Source organism: Corallococcus sp. bb12-1, from assembly GCF_026626765.1.
GTDB lineage: Bacteria > Myxococcota > Myxococcia > Myxococcales > Myxococcaceae > Corallococcus > Corallococcus terminator.
Genome location: NZ_JAPNJZ010000018.1, coordinates 512390 through 531938, shown reverse-complemented (window position 1 = coordinate 531938; position 19549 = coordinate 512390). Strand labels below are relative to the sequence as shown.

Genomic DNA, 19549 nt, shown 5'->3' with positions numbered 1-19549 from the left:
CCGGGCCGCCTGCACGCCCCATCCTCACGAAGCCCCCGGCCGGGCGTCCTCCGGGGGACAACCGGTGGCGCCAGCGGTCGGTGACGCCGCACCCGGACGCCCGGTACATTGGGGCCATGTCTCAAGTGTTCTTGTTCGCGGTGGTGGCCGGCCTGGGGCTCGTCGCCTGTTCTCCGTCGTCCTTCACCACGCAGGTCCAGGGCGAGGCGACGGTGCCGGCGAACACCACCGGCGCGCCCACCCTGCTCAATGCCTTTCCCGCCATCAGCAGCTTCGCGGCCCTGGACTTCAACGAGAACCAGGACTTCAAGAACCGCGACGTCACCAAGGAGGAGGTGACGCGCGTGGAGGTGAAGTCGCTGTCGCTCAAGGTGCTCAACCCAAATGATCAAGGCTTCGACTTCCTGGACTCGCTGGAGGCCGTGGCCCGCGCGGGGGACCGGGAGTCGCGCTTCGCGGGACGGGACGGCATCGCCGGGCTGGGGCTGAACCCGCCCAACCCCACGCTGACCCTGAAGGCGGACGGCAGCGTGGACCTGCGGCCCTACGTCGCCGCGCCCACCATGGCCATCATCCTGCGCGGCTCCGGGCGCCTGCCGGAGCGCGAGGTGCGCCTGCAGGCCACGGTGGTGCTGGAGGTGGAAGGGGGCCTGCTCTAGCGGGCCCGGCCGTGCTTCAGGGGGCCAGCGTCTTCGCCCGGCGCTCCAGGGCGCCCGCGCGTCCGTCCAGCTCGCGCGCCAGGGACTCCAGCTTCGCGGCTTCCTGCTCCAGGGACTTCAGGTCCTCCAGCCCGCCCGCGGCCAGGGCCTGGGCGCGCACCGGATCCACCTGGGGCCGCCGGTCGCTCGCGGTGGAGCCGGACATTGGCGACAGCGACCCGCCCGGTGTTCCCGTGGGAGTCTCCCCGCCGCCCGCTTCGTTACCGCCGCCCACCGTGGGAGCTGGGTCCGCCATGTCGTCCGCGGCGAACGACGGCGCCCGGGGGCCGGTCCGCTGCGTAGGCGCCACCTGGAGGCCCTGGTCGCCCGTCGAGCGCAGGCGCAGGCGCCGGTCCTGGTCATCGAACATGGACTCCTCGCCGAGGAAGTCGTTCATGCGCCGGTCCAGGTCGCGCTCCTCGCGCACCTCGGTGATGCGTGTCTTCAGCGCCTGGAGCCGCTGGCGCACCTTGTCCTGGCTGTCGCGCAGCGCGTCCGCCTGGGCCAGCAGGTCCTCCGGGTCATCCCCCCGCGCGGCCCCGTCCAGCGCCGGCACCTGGGAGGCGGGCAGCGCCGCGCGCACGGCCTCCCGCTCCTCGCGCACCGACCGCATCTGCTCCAGCAGCCGCGCCCGCTCCGGCCGGTCCGTCGTCGCGTCCCAGGCCGAGCGCAGCCGCGTCAGCTCCTGCGACAGCGCGCCGTGCAGCACCAGTTGCGCGCGCTCCACCTCGCCCTCCGCGCCGGACACCGACTGCGCCAGCCCCGTGAGCTCCCCGCTCAGCTCCTGCGAGCGACGCAGCGCGGACTCCAGCTCCCCGCCCGTCGTCAGCTTCCCCTGGCGCTGGGACTTGAGCGTTTCGATGCGCGCGGCCAGCCCGTTGAGCTCGTCGCGCAGGCCCTGCTGCTGGGTGCGCAGGGTGCGTACGCCGCTTCGCGCCGACTGGGCCTTCGCCCGCGCCTGCTCCAGCCCGGACGCCGCCCCGGCGGGAGCGCCCAGGAGCAGGCACGCGAGAAGGGCTAGGGCACGCAGCGTCATCGTGGGGAAACCTTCAGCAAGGCGGATGCCAGTCCCGCCCTGCTGGTTGCTTCCCTGCCCGGCCGGAAAGTCTCCTGGTTCCGGGCACCTGGCGCGGAGGAGGTGGGCAGGGGTGGGGAAGCCGGGCGGTGGAAAGTCATGGGGCCAGGGCGGGGGTGACGGATTTCCGAGGCGCGGGGGCTCAGGGCCCGGCTTCATACCTCGGCTTCATACCTCTTCAGGGCGCTCTCCCCGGGGGAGGAAGCCGTACTTCTCCAGCTTGTAGTACAGCGCGGAGGTCTTGATGCCCAAGAGCCGGGCCGTCTCCGTCTTCACGCCGCCGGCCTTCTCGTAGGCGCGGGCGATGAGCTGGCGCTCCAGGTCCTCCAGGATTTCGGGCAGGGGGCGGTCGCCCTGGGGCACGGGCAGCCCGGCGTCCATGCGCGGCGTCTGGCCGGACAGGTGCGGGGGCAGGTCCGCGGGGGTGAGCGTTTCGCCCTCGGCGAAGACGAGCGACTGCTCCATCGCGTTCTCCAACTCGCGCACGTTGCCGGGCCACGCGTGGCGGGTGAGGGCGTGCAGCGTGGCGTCCTCGATGCCGGTGACGCGCCGGTTCACCCGGGGCGCATGCTTGGCGACGAAGTGGCGGGCGAGCGCGGTGATGTCCTCGGGGCGCTCGCGCAGGGGCGGCAGGGTGAGCGGGACGATGTGCAGCCGGTAGTAGAGGTCCTCGCGGAAGCGGCCCGCCTTCACCTCCGCCTGGAGGTCGCGGTGGGTGGCGCTCACCACGCGCACGTCCACCTTGAGGGTCTCTTCTCCGCCCACGCGTTGCAGCTCCTTCTCCTGGAGCACGCGCAACAGCTTGGTCTGCACGGAGGAGGGAATCTCTCCAATCTCGTCCAGGAAGAGGGTGCCGCCGTCGGCCAGCTCGAAGCGGCCGAGCTTGCGCTTCACCGCGCCGGTGAAGGAGCCGCGCTCGTGGCCGAACAGCTCGCTCTCCAGCAGGGTCTCCGCCAGGGCCGCGCAGTGCACCACGACGAAGGGCCCGTCCCGGCGGGGGGATTGCTGGTGGATCATCCGGGCGACCAGCTCCTTGCCGGTGCCGCTCTCTCCGCGCACGAGCACGGTGGCGTCGCTGGCGGCCACCTTGCGCACCTGTCCGAGCAGTTTCTGCATGGGCTCGCTGTCGCCCACGATGTCGCGGTGGGTGAGGGCGGCGTCGGCGTCATGCGCGTCGGTGCGGGCGGTGAGGCGCTCCACCTGCCGGCGCGTGGCGGACAGCTCCAGGCCCTTGTCCGCCTTGGCGCGCAGCACCTCTGGGGGGAAGGGCTTGGTGATGAAGTCGTAGGCGCCCTCCTGCATGGCCTGGACGGCGGTCTCGATGGTGCCGAACGCCGTCACCACCATCACCACCGCGCCCGGGTCCAACTGCTTGAGGGCGCGCGTGACGGCGATGCCGTCCATGCCGTCCATCTTCAGGTCGGTGACGACCAGGTCGAACGGGGCCTTCTTGTACGCGGCCAGTCCGTCCGCCCCGCTCTTCACGGCGGACACGGTGTGGCCGGAGCGGGTGAGGGTGACGGTCATGCCCTCGCGGAGGGTGTCGTGGTCGTCGATGACGAGGATGCGCGCCATGGCCTGCTCACCTGCTCGAAGGGTCCGCCGGAAGGGACGCACCTGGGGGGAGGCACCCTACACCGGACCGGGACGGCCGCACGTCCGGAGAGGTGAAAGCGCTGGCGTCCCCCGTGCGCCGTGTGTCTAAACCCTGGCGCATGGCTGATGCTTCCAACGCCCTCGTCGAACTGCTCGCGCGCCACGTCCCCCAGGACGACAAGGAGCGCGAGGACCTGTCCCGTATGCGCCACTTCGCCACGTCGCTGGGGGAGCCCTTCTCCCGAGCGCAGGCCGAAGCGCACTTCACCGGCAGCGCGGTGGTGGTGGATCCCACCGGCGCGAAGGTGGCGCTCCTGCACCATGCGAAGCTGAAGCGCTGGTTGCAGCCCGGGGGGCACGCGGAGTCCGGGGATGGAGGCGACATGGAAGCAACCGCCCTGCGCGAGGCCCGCGAGGAGACCGGGTGTCGCGTGCACCTGCACCCCACCGCGCCCCGCCCGCTGGACGTGGACATCCACACCATCCCCGCGCGCAAGGACGAGCCCGAGCACCGGCACCTGGACGTGCGCTACCTCGTGGTGGCGGAAGACCCCGAAGCGCTCGCGCACGACCCCGCGGAGTCGTTCGGCATCCAGTGGTTGTCCTGGGACGAGGCGCTGGCTCGCGGGGATGAAGCACCGCTGCGACGCATGTTGCAGAAGGCGCGTGAGGCCCTGGGCGCTCGTGGGGGTTCAGGGCAGGGCCCGCGCCTCCCCTGAAGCTGGAGCGCAGGGCAGCGTGAGCGTGAAGACGGTGTCGCCCGGGGCGGAGCGCAGGGCGAGTTCGCCTCCGTGCGCGCGGACGATCTTCCGCGCCAAGGGCAGACCCAGGCCGGTGCCCTGCTCGCGAGTGGTGAAGAAGGGTTCGAAGATGCGCTCGCGTTCGGCCTCGGGGACGCCGGGCCCGGAGTCCTGGACGTCGATGGCATAGCCGCCGTCGCGTCGCTGTCCGCGGACCTTCACGCGACTGCCGCCAGGCGCGGCCTGCACGGCGTTCTTCACCAGGTTCACGAGCGCGGCGGTGAGCAGGCTTCCGTCCGCCTCCAGGTGCGCGGGTGCTGCGTCCACGTCCAGGGTCACGCCCTTGCCGCTGGCCTCCATGGAGAGCAGCTCGCAGGCGCTCGACACGAGGTCGGGCGCTTCCATGGGCGCGCGTGCCAGCGGTTGTTCGCGGGCGAAGGCGAGGAAGTCCTCCACGATGCGCTGGAGGTAGGTGACCTCGCGCTGGATGCGGTCCACGTGGCTGCCGGCGTCCGCGTGGGCGCCCGCGCGCAGGTCTTCCTGGAGGAGGCCTGAGAAGAGCGCGATGCCGCCCAGGGGATTGCGCACCTCATGGGCCACGCCCGCGAGCATGAGCTTGAGCTGGCGGTCCCGGCTCTCCAGGGCGCCGCGCATGACCTCCAGCTCGCGCGCGAGCACGCCAATCTCCCGGGTGGGCTCCGGCGGCACGGGCGTGGTCAGGTCACCCCGGCCGATGCGCAGCGCGGAGTCCATCAGCCGCCGCAGCGGCCGGGCCAGTCCCCGGGCGGTGAGCAATGCGATGAAGGCGAGCGCGACGAGCGCCACGACGCTGGCCATGGCGAAGGTGCGCCAGAGTCGGCGCAGCGGGCCGAAGAAGGCCGCGCTGCCCTCCACGCCAATGGCGCCTACTACCTGACCGTCCTGGACCACGGGCGCGTAGCCCGTCTTGTAGAGCAGCCCGTCGGAGCCGGTGAAGAGCACCTGGCTGGCGGCACGCTTGCCGGCGAGGACGCGGGTCAATTCCAGACGGTCGCGCGCGAGCTCCGGCACCTCGGTGCCCACGGGCAGGTTGCCGCCCACGTCGGTGCGCACGCGGCCGTGCGCATCCACCGCATACACGCGGCGCACCCCGCTGGCGGTGCGCACGCCGTCGAGCAGTCGCACGAGGTTGCGCCAGGTGCGGGTGCCGGACACGTCATCGCCGGGTTCGATGGTGAGCATGCGCTCGCCGCTGACCTGGCTGGCGGTGGCGGCGGCGAGCGCGGACAGGCTCGATCCCAGCTCGTCCTCCAGGCTCGCGCGGGCGAGCGCGTACACGGAGGCTCCCGCCAGCGCGAGGAAGAGCAGGGTGGGCAGCAGGAACGCCACCAGCAGCCGTGCCGACAGCGAGCCCAGCGCGTCCCGCAGGCGGGAGGAAAGGGGGCGATGCGTCATCCGGGCGGCGCTCCTCGTGTCACGCATCAAACGGCATGCCCCGGGCCATGACCAGCACTCGTTCTGCGCGCACGGGGATGAAAGACGCGGGGCCGGAGTGCTTCGGGAACCCGCGCGGGCACGGTGTTGTCTGAACGGCCGGAGCCATTCAGGACGCGGGGGCGTGGAAGGTCCGGGGGAAATGCGTGTCGCGGCACGCATTGGGGCCGCGCGTCAGGATCCGCTCCGGGCGCGCCGTCTCCGCGGATGCGTGGCGGGGCCGGCAGGTGAAACGTGTCACCCCAGGCGTTGGTTCCCCGCGTCAGGGCCGCGAACGCCTGACGGCAGACAGTGCCGTGGATGTTCCCAGGGGAAAGACATGTCGCGCACGTGTCGGGTCCTCGCGTCGATGAACGGTCCAGATGCACTGGCTGCTGACGATGTCGCGAATGCTCCAGCGGGGGCATGCGTGTCGCGGCACGCGTCAGGAAGCGCCGCACGGAGCACGTCAGTGCTGACTGATATTTGAAAGTGCTGGGGAGGCAGGACATGCCGGATGGACGTCTGGGGCGTTTCGGCGGAAGTCTGGTGTTGATGCTGTCGCTCGCGGCGTGCACCACGGCGGGCTCAGGTGCGCTGCCGGTGGGGCAGCATGGCTACACGCGCTATCACAGTGCTTCGCCGCCTCCGTTCCCTCGTGAGCGCCGGGGCACGGGTGGCTCGGGCGGCACGGTGGGCACCGTGGGTGGAGTCGTCCTGGACCGCTACCTCGCGTTCATCAATGAAAAGCGGGCGGAGTTGAGGAAGCCCGCGGTGACGGAGGCGGAGCGTCAGGCGGGCCATGCCGCGCTGAATGAGCTGTTCATCTGGGCCCTTGCGCGGACGGAGGAGCAACTCGCGGCGGACTCACCGCTGGAGGTGTACCTGCGCCTGAAGGTCGAGAACGCGCAGCGACAGCGCGAGGACGGGGCACACTCGTCGCAGGTGGACGCGAAGCTGGACGAGTACCACCGCTGGGCGGATGCGCGCGGTCGGGCCCTGGCCGAGGCGCACTTCCGCAGGCTCGGTCAGGACGGGCTGCTCACCGAAAGCGCGCTGTACGAAGAGACGCAGCGGGCATTGGTGGAGGCGGTGCTCGACTGGGCCTACGCGCACACGCTGGATCCGGACTTCGTGCGCAAGAGCCCCAGTGAAGTGGCGCTCTACCTGTTGGCGCGCCACAGCCTGCTGGCCTCGGCGGTGGAGGCGGGCCGCCTCGCGCCCCCGACGTGGGAGCCGAGCCCGGAGCCTCCGGGCATTCCTCCCGAGGAACTCGTGCTGGAGATAGCGGTGGGCATGCTGCCCGTCGCCGGGGAAGTGGCGGATATCAAGGGCGTGGTGCTCGGGGAGAGCATCCTGGGCTACCCGCTGACGGACGGAGAGCGGTTGCTGTGCGCGGTGAGCGTGGCGCTGCCGGTGGTGTCGGGGCGCCTGTTGTCAGAGGGCGCGCAGGGCGCGGAGCGGGTGGCGCTGTTGACGGGCCGGAGCCTGCGCGAGGTGCAGGTGTTGCAGCGCGTGGTGCAGCACCTGTCACCCCAGGATGCGCAGGAGATCCGTCGGGTGTTGCGAGCAGCGGCGCGCGGTGATGCGGTGTCCGCGGAGGACCTGGCGAAGCTGCAAGCCGTGGCGAAGCGGCTGGAGTCCCCGCTGGCGGAAGCGGGTCGCGTGCTGGCGCAGGGCAAGCGCGTGGCGCTGGTGGGCTCCCGGGTGACGGCGGAGGGGGCTCGGTTGGTGCCGGGCAGCGCGGAGCACCTGGCGCAGGCGTGGGTGGACTACCAGTTCCGCCATCCGATGAAATACCCCCGCATCCAGTACGCGGTGGATCCGGAATGGGAGCGGCTCTACCAGACGGTCATCAAGAACAAGGGTGTGGGCAGCGAGTTCGAGCAGGCTGTACTCCAGAGCAGGAACTACCCGAAGAACACGAGCCTGTTGTTGCCACCACCTGGGAGCTCGGCCCAGGGTTTCGTTCCGGATTCCGTGCTGGGAAAACCGGGCGACCTCGTCTGGGGCCAGCCCTACAACTTCGTGGAGGTGAAGGGCCGCGCGGAGATGCCGCTCACGGGCAACTTGAAGGCCATGCTTGAGTACATCGAAGAATACGGTGGCTCCATCGAACTCTGGGTCCGGTCCTCCAAGCACGCGGCGGGTATGACTCAACTCACCGGGCCGCTGAGCAGCAAACTGAAAATTCTCCAGATGGAGGGTCGGGCGACGATCAAGCCCTTCCCGTGAGGACAGGTGATGGCCCTGCGGTATTTCACAACAGACTTCCACCTTCCCCCCGGCGTTCCCGGGACGAGCACCGTCCGTGAGTTGGTCCAGCGGTTCTTCTCGGAGCACCGGTGGTTCCAGCCCGCGCGTTTCGGGAGCGGCGGCATGTCTGAGCGTCTGGCGCCCGGGCCCTTCGACCCGGAAGCCCTGATGGCCTGCTACGACGAGTTCAAGAGATTCATGCTCGGCGCGAAGACGGATCGGGACTTCCTCCACTTCCATCCGGAGCGCCACGGCAGGTACCCCTTCACCGGCAAGTTCACTTGGATGACATCCGTCGCGGAGGCGAAGAAGCCCGGTTGGCGCGAAGCCCACCTGCGGCAGGTCGTTGACGTCATGCACCTGCTGGGTTCGCCCCTCGTCCAGGCCGGGCTCGATGATGACTTCAACCGCAAGACCCAGCGCATCGTGCCGAACGAGGACGGCTTCGGCTCCACGCTGGTCTTCAACGTGCGCGACTACAGCGAAGGCCTGGATGGCCTCTTCTGGCGCAACATCTTCGGCGCTCCGTTCGTGAAGCTCTTCGGCGCACGCCTGGATGCGATTCCCCCAGAACAACGCCAGACCCTGGACGGCGGCCTCGTGCTCGTCCAGCCCTACGAATTGCCCAGCCAGGCCATGACCCCGGACGGCGACGCCGCCGAGGCCCGGCTCATCGCCACCCTGGGGCCCGCGTCCTTCTACGACCACCAGACGAACGCCATGCCCCTGCGCGTGCCCGACGTGTCCTCACTGCCTCGCGTGTCCTGAACCGTCAGTCGAACATCGCGGCCAGCGCTTCGCTCAGCGTCTCCACGCCCACCACCTGCATCTTCGTCTTCTCCAACCGCCGCGCGCTGCCGGCGGGCATCACCACCCGCTGGAAGCCCATCTTCGCGGCCTCCGCGAGCCTGGGCTCCACCTGGCCCACCGCGCGCACCTCGCCCGCGAGCCCCACCTCTCCCAGCACCAGCGTCTTCGGATCCAACGGCCGGTTCTGCAGGCTGCTCACCAGCGCCGCGCACACCGCCAGGTCGCACGCCGGTTCACTCAACTGCATGCCGCCCGCCACGTTGACGAACAGGTCGCAGCCCACCAGCGGAATCTCCTCCTTCTTCTCCAGCACCGCCGCCAGCAGCGCCACCCGGTTGCCGTCCACGCCGATCGCCGTGCGCCGTGCCGTGCCGTAGCCCGTGGGCGCCACCAGCGCCTGCACCTCCACCAGCAGGGGACGCGTGCCGTTGAGCGTGCTCGTCACCACGCTGCCGGACTTGCCCTGGGGCCGCTCGGAGAGGAACAGCGCGGACGGATCCGCCACCTCCATCAGCCCCGCGCCCTTCATCTCGAAGACGCCAATCTCGTTGGTGCTGCCGAAGCGGTTCTTGTGCGCGCGCAGCAGGCGGAACGGGTGGCCCCGTTCGCCCTCGAAGTAGAGGACCGTGTCCACCATGTGCTCCAGCACCCGGGGACCCGCGATGGAGCCTTCCTTCGTTACGTGCCCCACCAGGAACGTGGGCACCCCGCTGCGCTTGGCGAACGCCATCAGCCGGCCCGCCACCTCGCGCACCTGGGTGATGCTGCCCGGCGCGTTGCCCAGCTCCGGCAGGTACATGGTCTGGATGGAGTCCACGACCAGCGCCTGGGGCTTCATCGCCTCCGCCGCGGCCAGCACCCGGTCCGCGTCCGTCTCCGCGAACAGGTGGATGTGCTCGCTCTCCACCTTCAGGCGCTCGGCGCGCATCTTCGTCTGCCGCAGGCTCTCTTCACCCGACACGTAGAGCACCGGCCCGTGCCGCGCCAGCTTGTCCAGCGCCGCCAGCAGCAGCGTGGACTTGCCGATGCCCGGGTCGCCGCCCAACAGCACCAGCGAACCGCTCACCACACCGCCGCCCAGCACGCGGTCGAACTCGGCGATGCCCGTGCGCCGGCGCACCTCCGTCTCCCCCGTCACGTCCTGGAGCTTCACCGGCCGCGAGGCCCCGCCCGACGCGCCCCACGCCGGGCGCTTGTCGTCCACCTTCGCCTCGGTCTCCTCCAGGAGCGAGCTCCACGCGCCGCAGTCCGGGCACTTCCCGAGCCACTTCGCCGTCTGGTAGCCGCAGGCCTGACAGGTGTAGTGCGTCTTCGCCTTCGCCATGGGTTGAGGTGTCTAGCCCAGACCCCTGACGTTTCCTCGTCCCGTGTGAGACCACGGCAGGGGAGCAGGCAAGCTCACCCTCCAGGATCAGGTAGCGAGTTGCCCTACAGGGAGGGGCAACCCAGTTTCTGGTTCACGGGCGTCGCGTCGAGCGAGCCCCCCACACACAGGGAGGTTGTCATGGGGATTATCGCGTTTCTGGTGATTGGTCTGGTCGCGGGTCTGATTGCTCGAGCCATCATGCCGGGGAACCAGTCGATGGGGCTCATCGCCACCACGCTGCTCGGTATCGCCGGCTCGTTCGTGGGCGGCTTCGTGGGTTCACTGTTCTCGCGTGATGGTCGCGTCTTCGACCTCCACCCCACGGGTCTGCTCTTCTCCGTCCTGGGCGCACTGGCGGTGTTGTTCCTCGTGGGCCTCGCCGGCCGCGGTCGCCGCGTCCACGTCTAGCCACGCAAGGTCTTCCCCGCCGATGAGGCGGAAGACAGCACGAGGGACGTCCGTCACGCACGGACGTCCCTTCGTCTTCGCGGGCTCTCGCGTTCGCCCCGGACGGGCATCGTCAACCCCCTGGCGCGAGAGCGTTGACAATGGGCTTTCGCCCACGCACCGTCGGGCTCCTGACGTCCCTGTTCCAGGAGCCCGAGCCCGCATGTCCGAGACCGCCGAGTCCTTCCACGGCCACGCCCACCACGCCGCCCCCGCCCCGGAAGGGGTGACGGTGCGACACGACTGGTCGCTCGCGGAGGTTCGCGCGCTGTACCAGTTGCCGCTGTTGGACCTGGTGCACAAGGCGCAGACGGTGCACCGGCAGGTGTTCGTGGAGAACAAGGTGCAGCTGTGCTCGCTGCTCTCCATCAAGACGGGCGGATGTCCGGAGGACTGCGCGTACTGCCCGCAGGCGGCGCGCTACAAGACGGGCGTCAAGGCGGAGAAGTTGATGGCGGTGCCGGAGGTGCTGGCCGCCGCGACGCAGGCCCGTCAGGCGGGGGCCACGCGCTTCTGCATGGGCGCGGCGTGGCGTGAGGTGAAGGACGGTCCGCAGTTCGACAGCGTGCTGGAGATGGTGCGCGGCGTCCGGGCCCTGGGCATGGAGGCGTGCGCCACGCTCGGCATGCTGTCCGAGAGCCAGGCGAAGCGCCTGCGCGAGGCGGGCCTGTCCGCGTACAACCACAACCTGGACACGTCGCCGGAGCACTACGGCGACATCATCTCCACCCGCACCTTCGACGACCGGCTGCGCACGTTGGACCGGGTGCGCGACGCGGGCATCTCCGTGTGCTGCGGCGGCATCATCGGCATGGGCGAGTCCGTGGATGATCGCTGCAACCTCTTGCGTACGCTGGCCAACCAGGAGGTCCACCCGGAGTCGGTGCCCATCAACGCGCTCGTCCCCGTGGAGGGCACGCCGCTGGCCGAGCAACACCGCGTGGAGACGGTGGACATGGTGCGCACCATCGCCACCGCCCGCCTGCTGATGCCCCAGGCCATGGTGCGCCTGTCCGCGGGCCGCATGCAGATGAACGAGGAGGCGCAGCTGCTCTGCATGCTCGCGGGCGCCAACTCGCTCTTCTTCGGGGAGAAGCTGCTCACCACCGGCAACCCCGAGTACACCCAGGACATGGCGCTCCTGGAGAAGGCGGGCATCCGCCCCCTGGAGCCCCGGCAGGACCGGTGAAGTCCGCCGGCCCGGTCGCGGAGGGCTGGGCGCGCGAGGACCTGGAGGCCCTGTCCGCGAAGGGCCTGCGCCGCGTGCTCGAACCGCTCGACTCACCCCAGGGCGCCGAGGTGCGCCTGGGGGACGAGCGGCTGATCAACTTCTCTTCCAACGACTACCTGGGCCTCGCGGCGTCGCCCGCCGTGCGCGCCGCCGCCGTGTCCGCGCTGGAGCGCTACGGCGTGGGCACCGGCGCGAGCCGGCTGGTGGTGGGGGACATGGTGCCGCACCAGCAGTTGGAGGCGCGGCTTGCCCGCTTCGAGCGCGCGGAAGCGGTGCGTCTCTTCAACTCCGGCTACGCGGCCAACACCGGCATCCTCCCCGCGCTGGTGGGGCCCGGTGACGCTGTCTTCTCCGACGCCCTCAACCACGCGTCCCTGGTGGACGGCTGTCGGTTGTCGCGCGCTCGCGTCGTCGTCTATCCGCACGCGGACGCTGGGGCCCTGGCGCGGGCGCTCGCGGACACGCCGGCCCGGCGCAAGCTGGTCGTCACCGACAGCGTCTTCTCCATGGATGGAGACGTGGCGCCCCTGCGGGAACTGGTGGAGGCGTGCGAGGCCCACGGCGCCGCGTTGATGGTGGACGAGGCGCACGCCACCGGCGTCCTGGGCCCGAGGGGCGCGGGGCTGTGCGAGGCGCTGGGCCTGGAGGACCGCGTGGACCTGCGCATGGGCACGCTGAGCAAGGCGCTGGGCGGGCTGGGAGCGTATGTGGCCACCTCGCGCGCGGTGGCGGATCTGCTGGTGAGCCGCGCTCGGCCCTTCGTCTATTCCACCGCGCTGCCCGCGGCCCTGTGCGCCGCAGCCGCATGCGCGGTGGACCTGGTGGAGAACGACCCGGCCTTGCGTGAGCGGTTGTGGGGACACATCCACCGTTTCACCGCGGGGCTGCGCGCGCTGGGACTGCCAGCGGAAGCGCGGAGCGCCACCTTCCCGGTCATCCTGGGCGAGCCCGCGCGGGCCATGGACGCGGCGAAGCGCCTTCGGGAAGCGGGGCTGCTGGTGAAGGCCATCCGTCCGCCCACCGTGCCCGAGGGCACCAGCCGACTGCGCTTCTGTCTCTCCGCGGCCCATTCGAACGACCACATCGACCTGGCGCTGGAGGCGTTGCGCCGGGTGGGAGTCTCCCGTGTCCAGTCCTGAACCCCGCTTCTTCGTCACCGGCACGGACACCGGAGTGGGCAAGACGCAGGTGTCGTGCGCGCTCCTTTCGCTGATGCGGGACGCGGGCCTGTCACCCCAGGGGTTCAAACCCTATGAGAGCGGCTGTGCATCCCTGAAGGCCCCGTCGGACGCGCTGGCGATGCGGGAGGCGGCGGGCAGCACCCTGCCGGTGGAGGCCGTGTGTCCGCACCGCTTCCGCGCGCCGCTGGCTCCGGGCATCGCGGCCCAACGGCTGGGGCAGGAGCCGGACTGGCGGGTGACGCTGGCGGCGTGGAAGCGGCTGAAGGGAGGGGCGGTGGTGGTGGAGGGGGCAGGGGGACTGTTCGTCCCGGTGGATTCGAAGCGCGACGTGGTGGACCTGATCCAGACGTTCAACCTGCCGGTGGTGCTGGTGGCGCGGGCGGGGCTGGGCACGCTCAACCATGTGGCCTTGTCACTGGAAGCGCTGGCGTCAAGGAAGCTGTCCGTGCGGGCGGTGGTGTTGTCGCGCGGGGTGCCCGGAAGCGACCTGGCGGAGCGGGACAACCGACGCTACCTGGAGGCCCGACACGGGGTGGAGGTGCTGGGTCCAGTGCCGCATGTGGAGGACGCGCGCAGGCGCCATCTGGCGTTCCGGCGGGCGCTGGCGCCGCTGGTGCCCGAACGCGCGCGGGCCCGATAAATCGGCCCCCGCCGCGTTCGGCTTTCGGACGCGTGCTACAGGTCGCGCAAGTTTTCGCGTGGTGGTGGCCGCGAAATGGACGACCCGTTTGTTCCGCGCGAGAAAGCCGGCACGAATGGCGGACATCATCGACATCACGCTCCTCGCGGACGTCCGACGCTTCTTCCAGAAGCTCATCGAACAGCGCGGGCTGTCCTACTTCCTCCAGAAAGACGGTCCCCGGCTGTTTCAGCTTGAGCCTTCCAAGGTCGAGCTGGTCCTCCGCACCGCGATGCGCACCCGTAACCCGGAGCTTCCACAACCGCACGAGAAGGCCATCGAGCACTGCCGGCAGGAGCTGCGCCGCGAGCTCATCCGCCGCGTGGCCACGGCCATGCTGCAGACGGGGCTGTGAGCCGCTTCTCGCTCCGCACCGCCTTCTCGCGCACGCCCAATCCGCTGTCCCAGGCCGCGGCCGAGCGCCAGTCGCGCGGGCTGCCCCTGCTGGATCTCTCGGAGACCAACCCCACCCGCGTCGGGCTGCCCCTGCCTGAACCGGCCCTCCTGATGTCCGGAGCGCAGCGGATCCGCGCTCCGTCCAACACACCGGCTGACGTCGCCGGGCATGGCCCGCCCGCGACGGAAGCACCCGCCGCACCCGGCCTCCACGCTCCGGATGGACGAGGCGTTCGTGATCCGTCCGCGCCTCGCCGCGATGCCCCCGGAGCCAGTCCCTTCCACTACGCCCCGGAGCCCTTCGGCCTGCCCTCCGCGCGCGAGGCCGTGGCCGACTACCTGTCCACGCGGGGCGCGCCCGTCTCCGCCGCGCACGTCGTCCTCGGCGCCAGCACCAGCGAGGCCTACGGCTGGCTCTTCAAGCTCCTGTGCGACCCGGGGGACACCGTGCTCGTCCCCGCGCCCGGCTATCCGCTCTTGGACGTGCTGGCGCGCCTGGAGGGCGTTCACACGCGCCCCTACCGGTTGCCCTCCGTGCACGGCTTCGGCCTGGACGCGGGCGCGGTGGAGGCGGCCATCGACGCGCGCACCCGCGCGGTGCTGGTGGTGAACCCCGGCAACCCCACCGGCCACTTCCTCCACGCTGGCGAACTCCAAGCGCTCGCGGACGTGTGCGCGCGCCATGGCCTGGCGCTCCTCTGCGATGAGGTGTTCTCCGACTTCGCCTGGGACACCGACGCGGACAGGGTGACGTCGGTGGCGGGCCTGCCCCTGCCGTGCCTCACCTTCGCCCTGTCCGGCCTGTCCAAGGTGGCGGGCATGCCCGGCCTCAAGCTGTCATGGCTGCACGCGGGCGGCCCCACGTCCCCGCGCGACGAGGCCCTGGCCCGGCTGGAGGACGTGGCGGACGCGGCCCTGTCCGTGGGCACGCCCGTGCAGCTCGCCCTGCCAGGACTGCTGGCCCATGCGCCGCGCTTCCAGCAGGCCCTGCTGGCGCGCGTGAAGGGCAACCGGGAGCGGCTGGTCGCGGCGCGCCCGAAGGACGCGGCCTGGGACGTGGTGCCCGCGCACGGAGGCTGGAGCGCGGTGCTGCGCATCCCGCTTCAGCCCGGCGAGGAGGCCACCTGCTTGCGCCTCCTCGCGGCCGGCGTGCGCGTGCAGCCGGGTTACTTCTACGACTTCGGCGGCGGTGCGTACCTCGTGCTGTCGCTGCTGCCGACGCCCGAGGTCTTCACCGCCGCGCTCGCGCCGCTGGTGCGCGAACTCACCGCCTGAGGCTTTCAGTCCGCCGGCGGGGTGATGAGCTGCAGCGTACGGAAGCCGGTGCTCTCCACCTTGAACAGCTCGTACGGCGAAGGCGCCTCACCCGTTTCGCTGTTGAAGTCCAGGTCGCCGCTGGCGCCGCGCACGTTGATGACCTTGCCCTGGCGCAGCTCGTCGCGCGCGCCGGTGAACGCCACCGGGCCCAACGGGTAGCTGTTCACCGTCTGCCCCGCGGCGGGCGTCATCTTCGTGAGCCCCTCCGCGATGCGGGTGCCGGTGACGGGCTGCGGATTGGCCAGGTCGTTGCCCACCGCGTACGCCGCGCCCAGCGTCACCACGTACATGGCGTCGTACGCATGCGCGGTGAAGGAGAACTGCCCCGGATCCACCTTGTAGGCGGTGTTGAAGCGGTCCGCGAAGAGCTTGTACGTGGAGTCGTTGGGCCGCGCGGACGCGGGCGCCGTGCCGTAGGCGCCGACGATCTCGTTCTTGTTCGAGCCCAGGCTCGTCAGCAGCGTGGGGTCCTTGCTGGCGTCGGTGAGGAACCACCGGTTGTTGTTCGTCACGGACACGCCCGCCGTCGCCGCCTGGGGCAAGAGCCGCGCGTTGTCTTCCGTGAAGCCCGCGAGCACCGTCAGGTCCGGCTTGAAGTTGACCAGGCGGGTCACCGCGCCCGTCACGTCGCCGCCGCGCTCGTACTGCGCGCCGTCCAGCGTCTTCGTGGTGAGCCGGTCCAACAGCGCCGAATACAGGCCCTGGCCGTAGGTGTCGTTGACGTACGCCACGCCCACCTTGTTCGGCGGGGTGAACGTCACGCCCGGATCATTGATGACCGTGGTGCCCCGCAGCACGTCCGCGATGACGCGGCCCTGGAGCGCGTCCGACGGCGTCGTGCGCCACACCAGACCCACCGTGCCGTTGTTCTTGTCCTCCAGCGACGTGAAGGCCGCGCTGGTGGCCGTGTGGCTCATCAGCAGCACGCCCTTGGGGATGGTGATGGAGCTGATGCCGATGGTCTGCGCGCTGCCCGCGCTGAACACCGCCACCGCCTGCTTGTCGTTCACCAGCCAGCGCGCCTGCGTCTTGGCCGTCTCCACGTCCGCCTGCGTGTCGCAGATGTACATGACGAACTGCCGGCCACCCACGCCCTCCAGCGCGTTCACCTCGTCCAGCGCCAGCTTCAGGCCGTTGAGCCGCTGCTGCTCAATCTCCGCGTTGCCGCTGCGGTTGGTGAGCGGCACCAGCGCGCCCAGCGCGATGGTGTTCGCCGCCGACGTGGCGCCCACCACCTGGCCGCACCCCGCCGGCTGCGGCAGGCAGAAGCCCGCCGTGCAGACGCTGTTGGTGCCGCAGTCACTGCTCGTCACGCATTCGGACAGGCCACCCGCCGTGGTGAAGCTGCACCCGGAGGTCAACAGCGCCATGCCCAACGTCATCATTCCCAGCGCGCGCATCAGAAGTGGACCTCCATGCCGGCCCCGACACCGCGCGGCGCGAGCGTCACCCGGACCTCGCCCTGCGTGGGGGGACCTTCTTTGGGATACAGGATGATGGCGGTGATGGCTCCCGCGAGCCCCACGCCGAAGCCGATGTCCGCGAGCAGCGCCTTGCTCTTCGTGCTGTCCGAGAACGTTTCCTTGTCTTCCAGCGTGGAGGCGCTGTCGAACTGCTCACGCGCGTCCCTCGCCTGCATGCCGAACAGCACGCCCGCGCCCACGCCCAGCACCGCCACGCCGCCCACCGCGAAGGCGCCAATGCGCTGCCGCTGGTAGGACTTCATCGCGCGGTCGAACTCCGCCTGCCGCTGGCGCGAGCTGTCCTCCTCCGCGCGCCGGGCCGCCAGCTGCTCCTCTTCCGCCTGCTGCCGCGCCGCGTCCGCTTCGCCCTCCAGCCGCTTGCGGTCCGCGTCCGCCGTCGCCTGCGCCTGGTCCTCGCGGTCCAGCTGCACGCGCAGCCGGTCGATGGCGCGGTTGCTGTTCTTCAGCAGGGTGGGGTTGGTGTCCTCGCTGTTGGACGTGACGTACTGGCGATACCAGGTCATGGCCTCGCGCGGCTCGCCCGCGTACTCCAGCGCCACGGCGATGTTGTACATGAGCTGCGGATGGGGCTGCGCCTCATGCGCCTGTTTCAGCGCGTCGGCGGCCTCTTTGTACTTACCCGCGTCATAGAGGCGTTTGCCTTCCTTCAGCAGCGCCTGAACATTGGGGGCCTTGGTCCCGCTCCGCTGCGCCAGGGCCGAGCCCGGCGCCAGCGCGAGCGCCAGCGACAACACGAAAACCAGTCTCATGGGACGAAGAGCCTAGCCCCGAACACTCCGGCCGTCGAAGTGGCGACCCCACCAAATACACCGGGGCCGCCCACACCCCCCCGTTTCCAGAGGGGAGCAGAGCAGCCCCGAGGGCTCATCCCGGGTGCGACACCCGGGTGCTACAGGGCGGTCAGCCGTCCAGGCGCGCGATGAGCAGCTTGCGCTGGAGCATCAGGGCCTCGGGGGCCTTGGTGCCCAGCTGCTCGAAGAAGACCTCCTGGCTCTTGAGCTCGGACTTCCACTCGTCCTCCTTGATGGAGGTGGCCTCGGCGATGGCCTCCTTGGACAGGTCCAGGCCCTCCAGGTTGAGGCCCTGGTCCTGGCGCGGCACCCAGCCCAGCAGCGTCTCCTGGGTGGGGACGCGGCCGTGGACGCGGTTCACGATCCACTCGAGGACGCGCATGTTGTCCCCGAAGCCCGGCCAGATGAACTTGCCGTTCTTGTCCTGGCGGAACCAGTTCACCTGGAAGATCTTCGGCAGCTGCGGGATGGACTTCTGCATGTCCAGCCAGTGCTGGAGGTAGTCGCCCATGTGGTAGCCGCAGAAGGGCAGCATGGCCATCGGGTCGCGGCGCACCACGCCCACCTTGCCGGTGGCCGCGGCCGTCGTCTCGGAGCCCATGGTGGCGCCCAGGAACACGCCGTGGGTCCAGTTGAAGGCCTGGAGGACCAGCGGAACCGTGTTGGAGCGGCGACCGCCGAAGATGAGCGCGCTGATGGGCACGCCCATGGGGTCGTTGGCGTGGGTGCTGAGCACCGGGTTGTTGCTCATGGGCGCGGTGAAGCGGCTGTTCGGGTGCGCCGCCTTCTCCGGGCTGCCCTTCTTCCAGGGCTTGCCCTGCCAGTCGGTGAGCTCCTCGGGGACCTCGCCGTCCTTGCCCTCCCACCACACGTCGCCGTCGGCCGTGAGGGCCACGTTCGTGAAGAGGGTGTCCTTCGCGATGGTCTCCATCGCGTTGGGGTTGGTCTTGAAGTTGGTGCCCGGCACCACGCCGAAGTAACCGGCCTCCGGGTTGATGGCGTACAGCCGGCCATCCGGGCCGGGGCGCATCCAGGCGATGTCGTCGCCGACCGTTTCGATCTTCCAGCCCTTGTACTCCTTGGGCGGGATCATCATCGCGAAGTTCGTCTTGCCGCACGCGGACGGGAAGGCGGCGGCGACGTAGGTCGTCTCACCCTTGGGGCTGGTCACGCCCAGGATGAGCATGTGCTCCGCGAGCCAACCCTCTTCGCGGCCCAGGTAGCTGCCGATGCGCAGCGCGAGGCATTTCTTGCCCAGCAGCACGTTGCCGCCATATCCCGAGCCGAAGCTCCAGATGGTGTTGTCCTGGGGGAAGTGGCAGATGTAGCGGCGGTCCGGGTTCACGTCGCCCGTGGAGTGCAGGCCGCGGTTGAAGTCGTCGCTGTCGCCCAGCATGTCCAGGGCGGCCTTCCCCATGCGGGTCATGATCCGCATGTTGAGGACCACGTAGTTGCTGTCCGTCAGCTCCACGCCGATCTTCGTGAAGGGGCTGCCCAGCGGGCCCATGGCGTAGGGCACCACGTACATCGTGCGGCCCTTCATGCAGCCTTCGAACAGGTGGCCCAGCTTCGTGTACGCGGCCTCCGGATCCATCCAGTTGTTGGTGGGGCCGGCGTCCGTCTTGTTCGGCGTACAGATGAACGTGAGGTGCTCGACGCGCGCCACGTCATTCGGGTTGGAGCGGTGCAGGTAACAGCCCGGGCGCTTCTCCGGGTTGAGCGGGATGAGCGTGCCCTCCGCCACGGCCTGCTCGGTGAGGCGCTGCTTCTCCGCCTCGGAGCCGTCACACCAGACGATGCTGTCCGGCTGGGTCATCGCGGCCATCCGGGCCACCCACGCCAGGAGCGTGGGGTTCTTCGTGGGCGCCTGCTCGGTGGCGGCTGCCGCGTGCGTCGAAGTCATGGAGTTTTCCTCGGGGTGTCTCATGAGCGGATCTCCCGCGTACCGGTTCACAAAGGGGGCGAGAACCTACCAGCGGAAGAACACCAAACCTTCTGGAGCAGCGCCCCAAAAGCAACTGACGTCCGGC

The 19549-nt window shown here is 70.3% G+C and carries 17 protein-coding genes; 10 read left to right on the top strand and 7 right to left on the bottom strand.

Features of this window, described 5'->3' with window-relative positions:
- Window positions 1-116: 116 nt before the first annotated feature.
- On the top strand, window positions 117-659 hold the full coding sequence (locus OV208_RS22905; RefSeq protein ID WP_267576007.1) for a hypothetical protein: 543 nt from the start codon (window positions 117-119) through the stop codon (window positions 657-659).
- A gap of 16 nt (window positions 660-675) precedes the next feature.
- Here the strand turns inward: OV208_RS22905 and OV208_RS22900 are convergent, their stop codons facing one another.
- Together OV208_RS22900 and OV208_RS22895 are read right to left on the bottom strand one after the other, a co-directional pair.
- Window positions 676-1734, bottom strand: coding sequence for a TetR family transcriptional regulator (locus tag OV208_RS22900; protein WP_267576006.1), 1059 nt, complete (start codon window positions 1732-1734; stop codon window positions 676-678).
- A 207-nt stretch (window positions 1735-1941) separates the two neighbouring features.
- On the bottom strand, window positions 1942-3348 hold the full coding sequence (locus OV208_RS22895) for a sigma-54-dependent transcriptional regulator (protein ID WP_267576005.1): 1407 nt from the start codon (window positions 3346-3348) through the stop codon (window positions 1942-1944).
- A 140-nt stretch (window positions 3349-3488) separates the two neighbouring features.
- Here OV208_RS22895 and OV208_RS22890 point away from each other — a divergent pair, with 140 nt between their 5' ends.
- Window positions 3489-4088 (top strand): NUDIX hydrolase, encoded by a 600-nt coding sequence (locus OV208_RS22890; protein WP_267576004.1) that lies wholly within the window; start codon window positions 3489-3491, stop codon window positions 4086-4088.
- Here the strand turns inward: OV208_RS22890 and OV208_RS22885 are convergent.
- Window positions 4062-5543 (bottom strand): sensor histidine kinase, encoded by a 1482-nt coding sequence (locus tag OV208_RS22885; RefSeq protein WP_267576003.1) that lies wholly within the window; start codon window positions 5541-5543, stop codon window positions 4062-4064. The two genes, OV208_RS22890 and OV208_RS22885, sit on opposite strands and share 27 nt — an antisense overlap.
- Before the next feature lie 528 nt (window positions 5544-6071).
- On the opposite strand from OV208_RS22885, the gene OV208_RS22880 reads away from it, so the two are divergent.
- Together OV208_RS22880 and OV208_RS22875 are read left to right on the top strand one after the other, a co-directional pair.
- Window positions 6072-7796: a hypothetical protein gene (locus OV208_RS22880; protein ID WP_267576002.1), complete on the top strand. Its 1725-nt coding sequence runs from the start codon at window positions 6072-6074 to the stop codon at window positions 7794-7796.
- A 144-nt stretch (window positions 7797-7940) separates the two neighbouring features.
- A complete protein-coding gene (locus tag OV208_RS22875; protein ID WP_267576001.1) occupies window positions 7941-8585 on the top strand; it encodes a hypothetical protein in 645 nt (214 codons plus the stop codon).
- A gap of 4 nt (window positions 8586-8589) precedes the next feature.
- Here the strand turns inward: OV208_RS22875 and radA are convergent, their stop codons facing one another.
- Window positions 8590-9951 carry a DNA repair protein RadA gene (gene radA / locus OV208_RS22870; protein ID WP_267576000.1) on the bottom strand — a complete coding sequence of 454 codons (1362 nt, stop codon included), beginning with the start codon at window positions 9949-9951 and terminating at the stop codon, window positions 8590-8592.
- A gap of 180 nt (window positions 9952-10131) precedes the next feature.
- Here radA and OV208_RS22865 point away from each other — a divergent pair, with 180 nt between their 5' ends.
- The 6 genes from OV208_RS22865 to OV208_RS22840 all read left to right on the top strand — a co-directional run bounded on the left by OV208_RS22865 (window position 10132) and on the right by OV208_RS22840 (window position 15202).
- Window positions 10132-10401: a GlsB/YeaQ/YmgE family stress response membrane protein gene (locus tag OV208_RS22865; protein ID WP_267575999.1), complete on the top strand. Its 270-nt coding sequence runs from the start codon at window positions 10132-10134 to the stop codon at window positions 10399-10401.
- 202 nt (window positions 10402-10603) lie between these two features.
- Entirely contained in the window at window positions 10604-11629 is a 1026-nt protein-coding gene (gene bioB / locus OV208_RS22860) for a biotin synthase BioB (RefSeq protein ID WP_267575998.1), read from the top strand.
- Window positions 11626-12810, top strand: coding sequence for an 8-amino-7-oxononanoate synthase (gene bioF, locus OV208_RS22855; protein ID WP_267575997.1), 1185 nt, complete (start codon window positions 11626-11628; stop codon window positions 12808-12810). The genes bioB and bioF overlap by 4 nt, the downstream gene beginning before the upstream one ends.
- Complete coding sequence (bioD, locus tag OV208_RS22850; protein ID WP_267575996.1) at window positions 12797-13492, top strand: dethiobiotin synthase; 696 nt, start codon at window positions 12797-12799, stop codon at window positions 13490-13492. Before bioF ends, bioD begins: the two co-directional genes overlap by 14 nt.
- Window positions 13493-13607: 115 nt before the next feature.
- Window positions 13608-13886, top strand: a complete 279-nt coding sequence (locus tag OV208_RS22845; RefSeq protein ID WP_120542656.1) for a hypothetical protein — start codon at window positions 13608-13610, stop codon at window positions 13884-13886.
- Window positions 13883-15202, top strand: coding sequence for a pyridoxal phosphate-dependent aminotransferase (locus OV208_RS22840; protein WP_267575995.1), 1320 nt, complete (start codon window positions 13883-13885; stop codon window positions 15200-15202). Before OV208_RS22845 ends, OV208_RS22840 begins: the two co-directional genes overlap by 4 nt.
- A gap of 5 nt (window positions 15203-15207) precedes the next feature.
- On the opposite strand, the gene OV208_RS22835 is transcribed toward OV208_RS22840, so the two are convergent.
- The 3 genes from OV208_RS22835 to OV208_RS22825 form a co-directional block, all read right to left on the bottom strand.
- Window positions 15208-16644, bottom strand: a complete 1437-nt coding sequence (locus OV208_RS22835; RefSeq protein WP_267575994.1) for an ABC transporter substrate-binding protein — start codon at window positions 16642-16644, stop codon at window positions 15208-15210.
- Entirely contained in the window at window positions 16644-17477 is an 834-nt protein-coding gene (locus OV208_RS22830) for a tetratricopeptide repeat protein (protein ID WP_267575993.1), read from the bottom strand. The genes OV208_RS22835 and OV208_RS22830 overlap by 1 nt, the downstream gene beginning before the upstream one ends.
- Window positions 17478-17628: 151 nt before the next feature.
- Window positions 17629-19422, bottom strand: a complete 1794-nt coding sequence (locus OV208_RS22825) for a phosphoenolpyruvate carboxykinase (GTP) (protein ID WP_267575992.1) — start codon at window positions 19420-19422, stop codon at window positions 17629-17631.
- Window positions 19423-19549 lie beyond the last annotated feature (127 nt).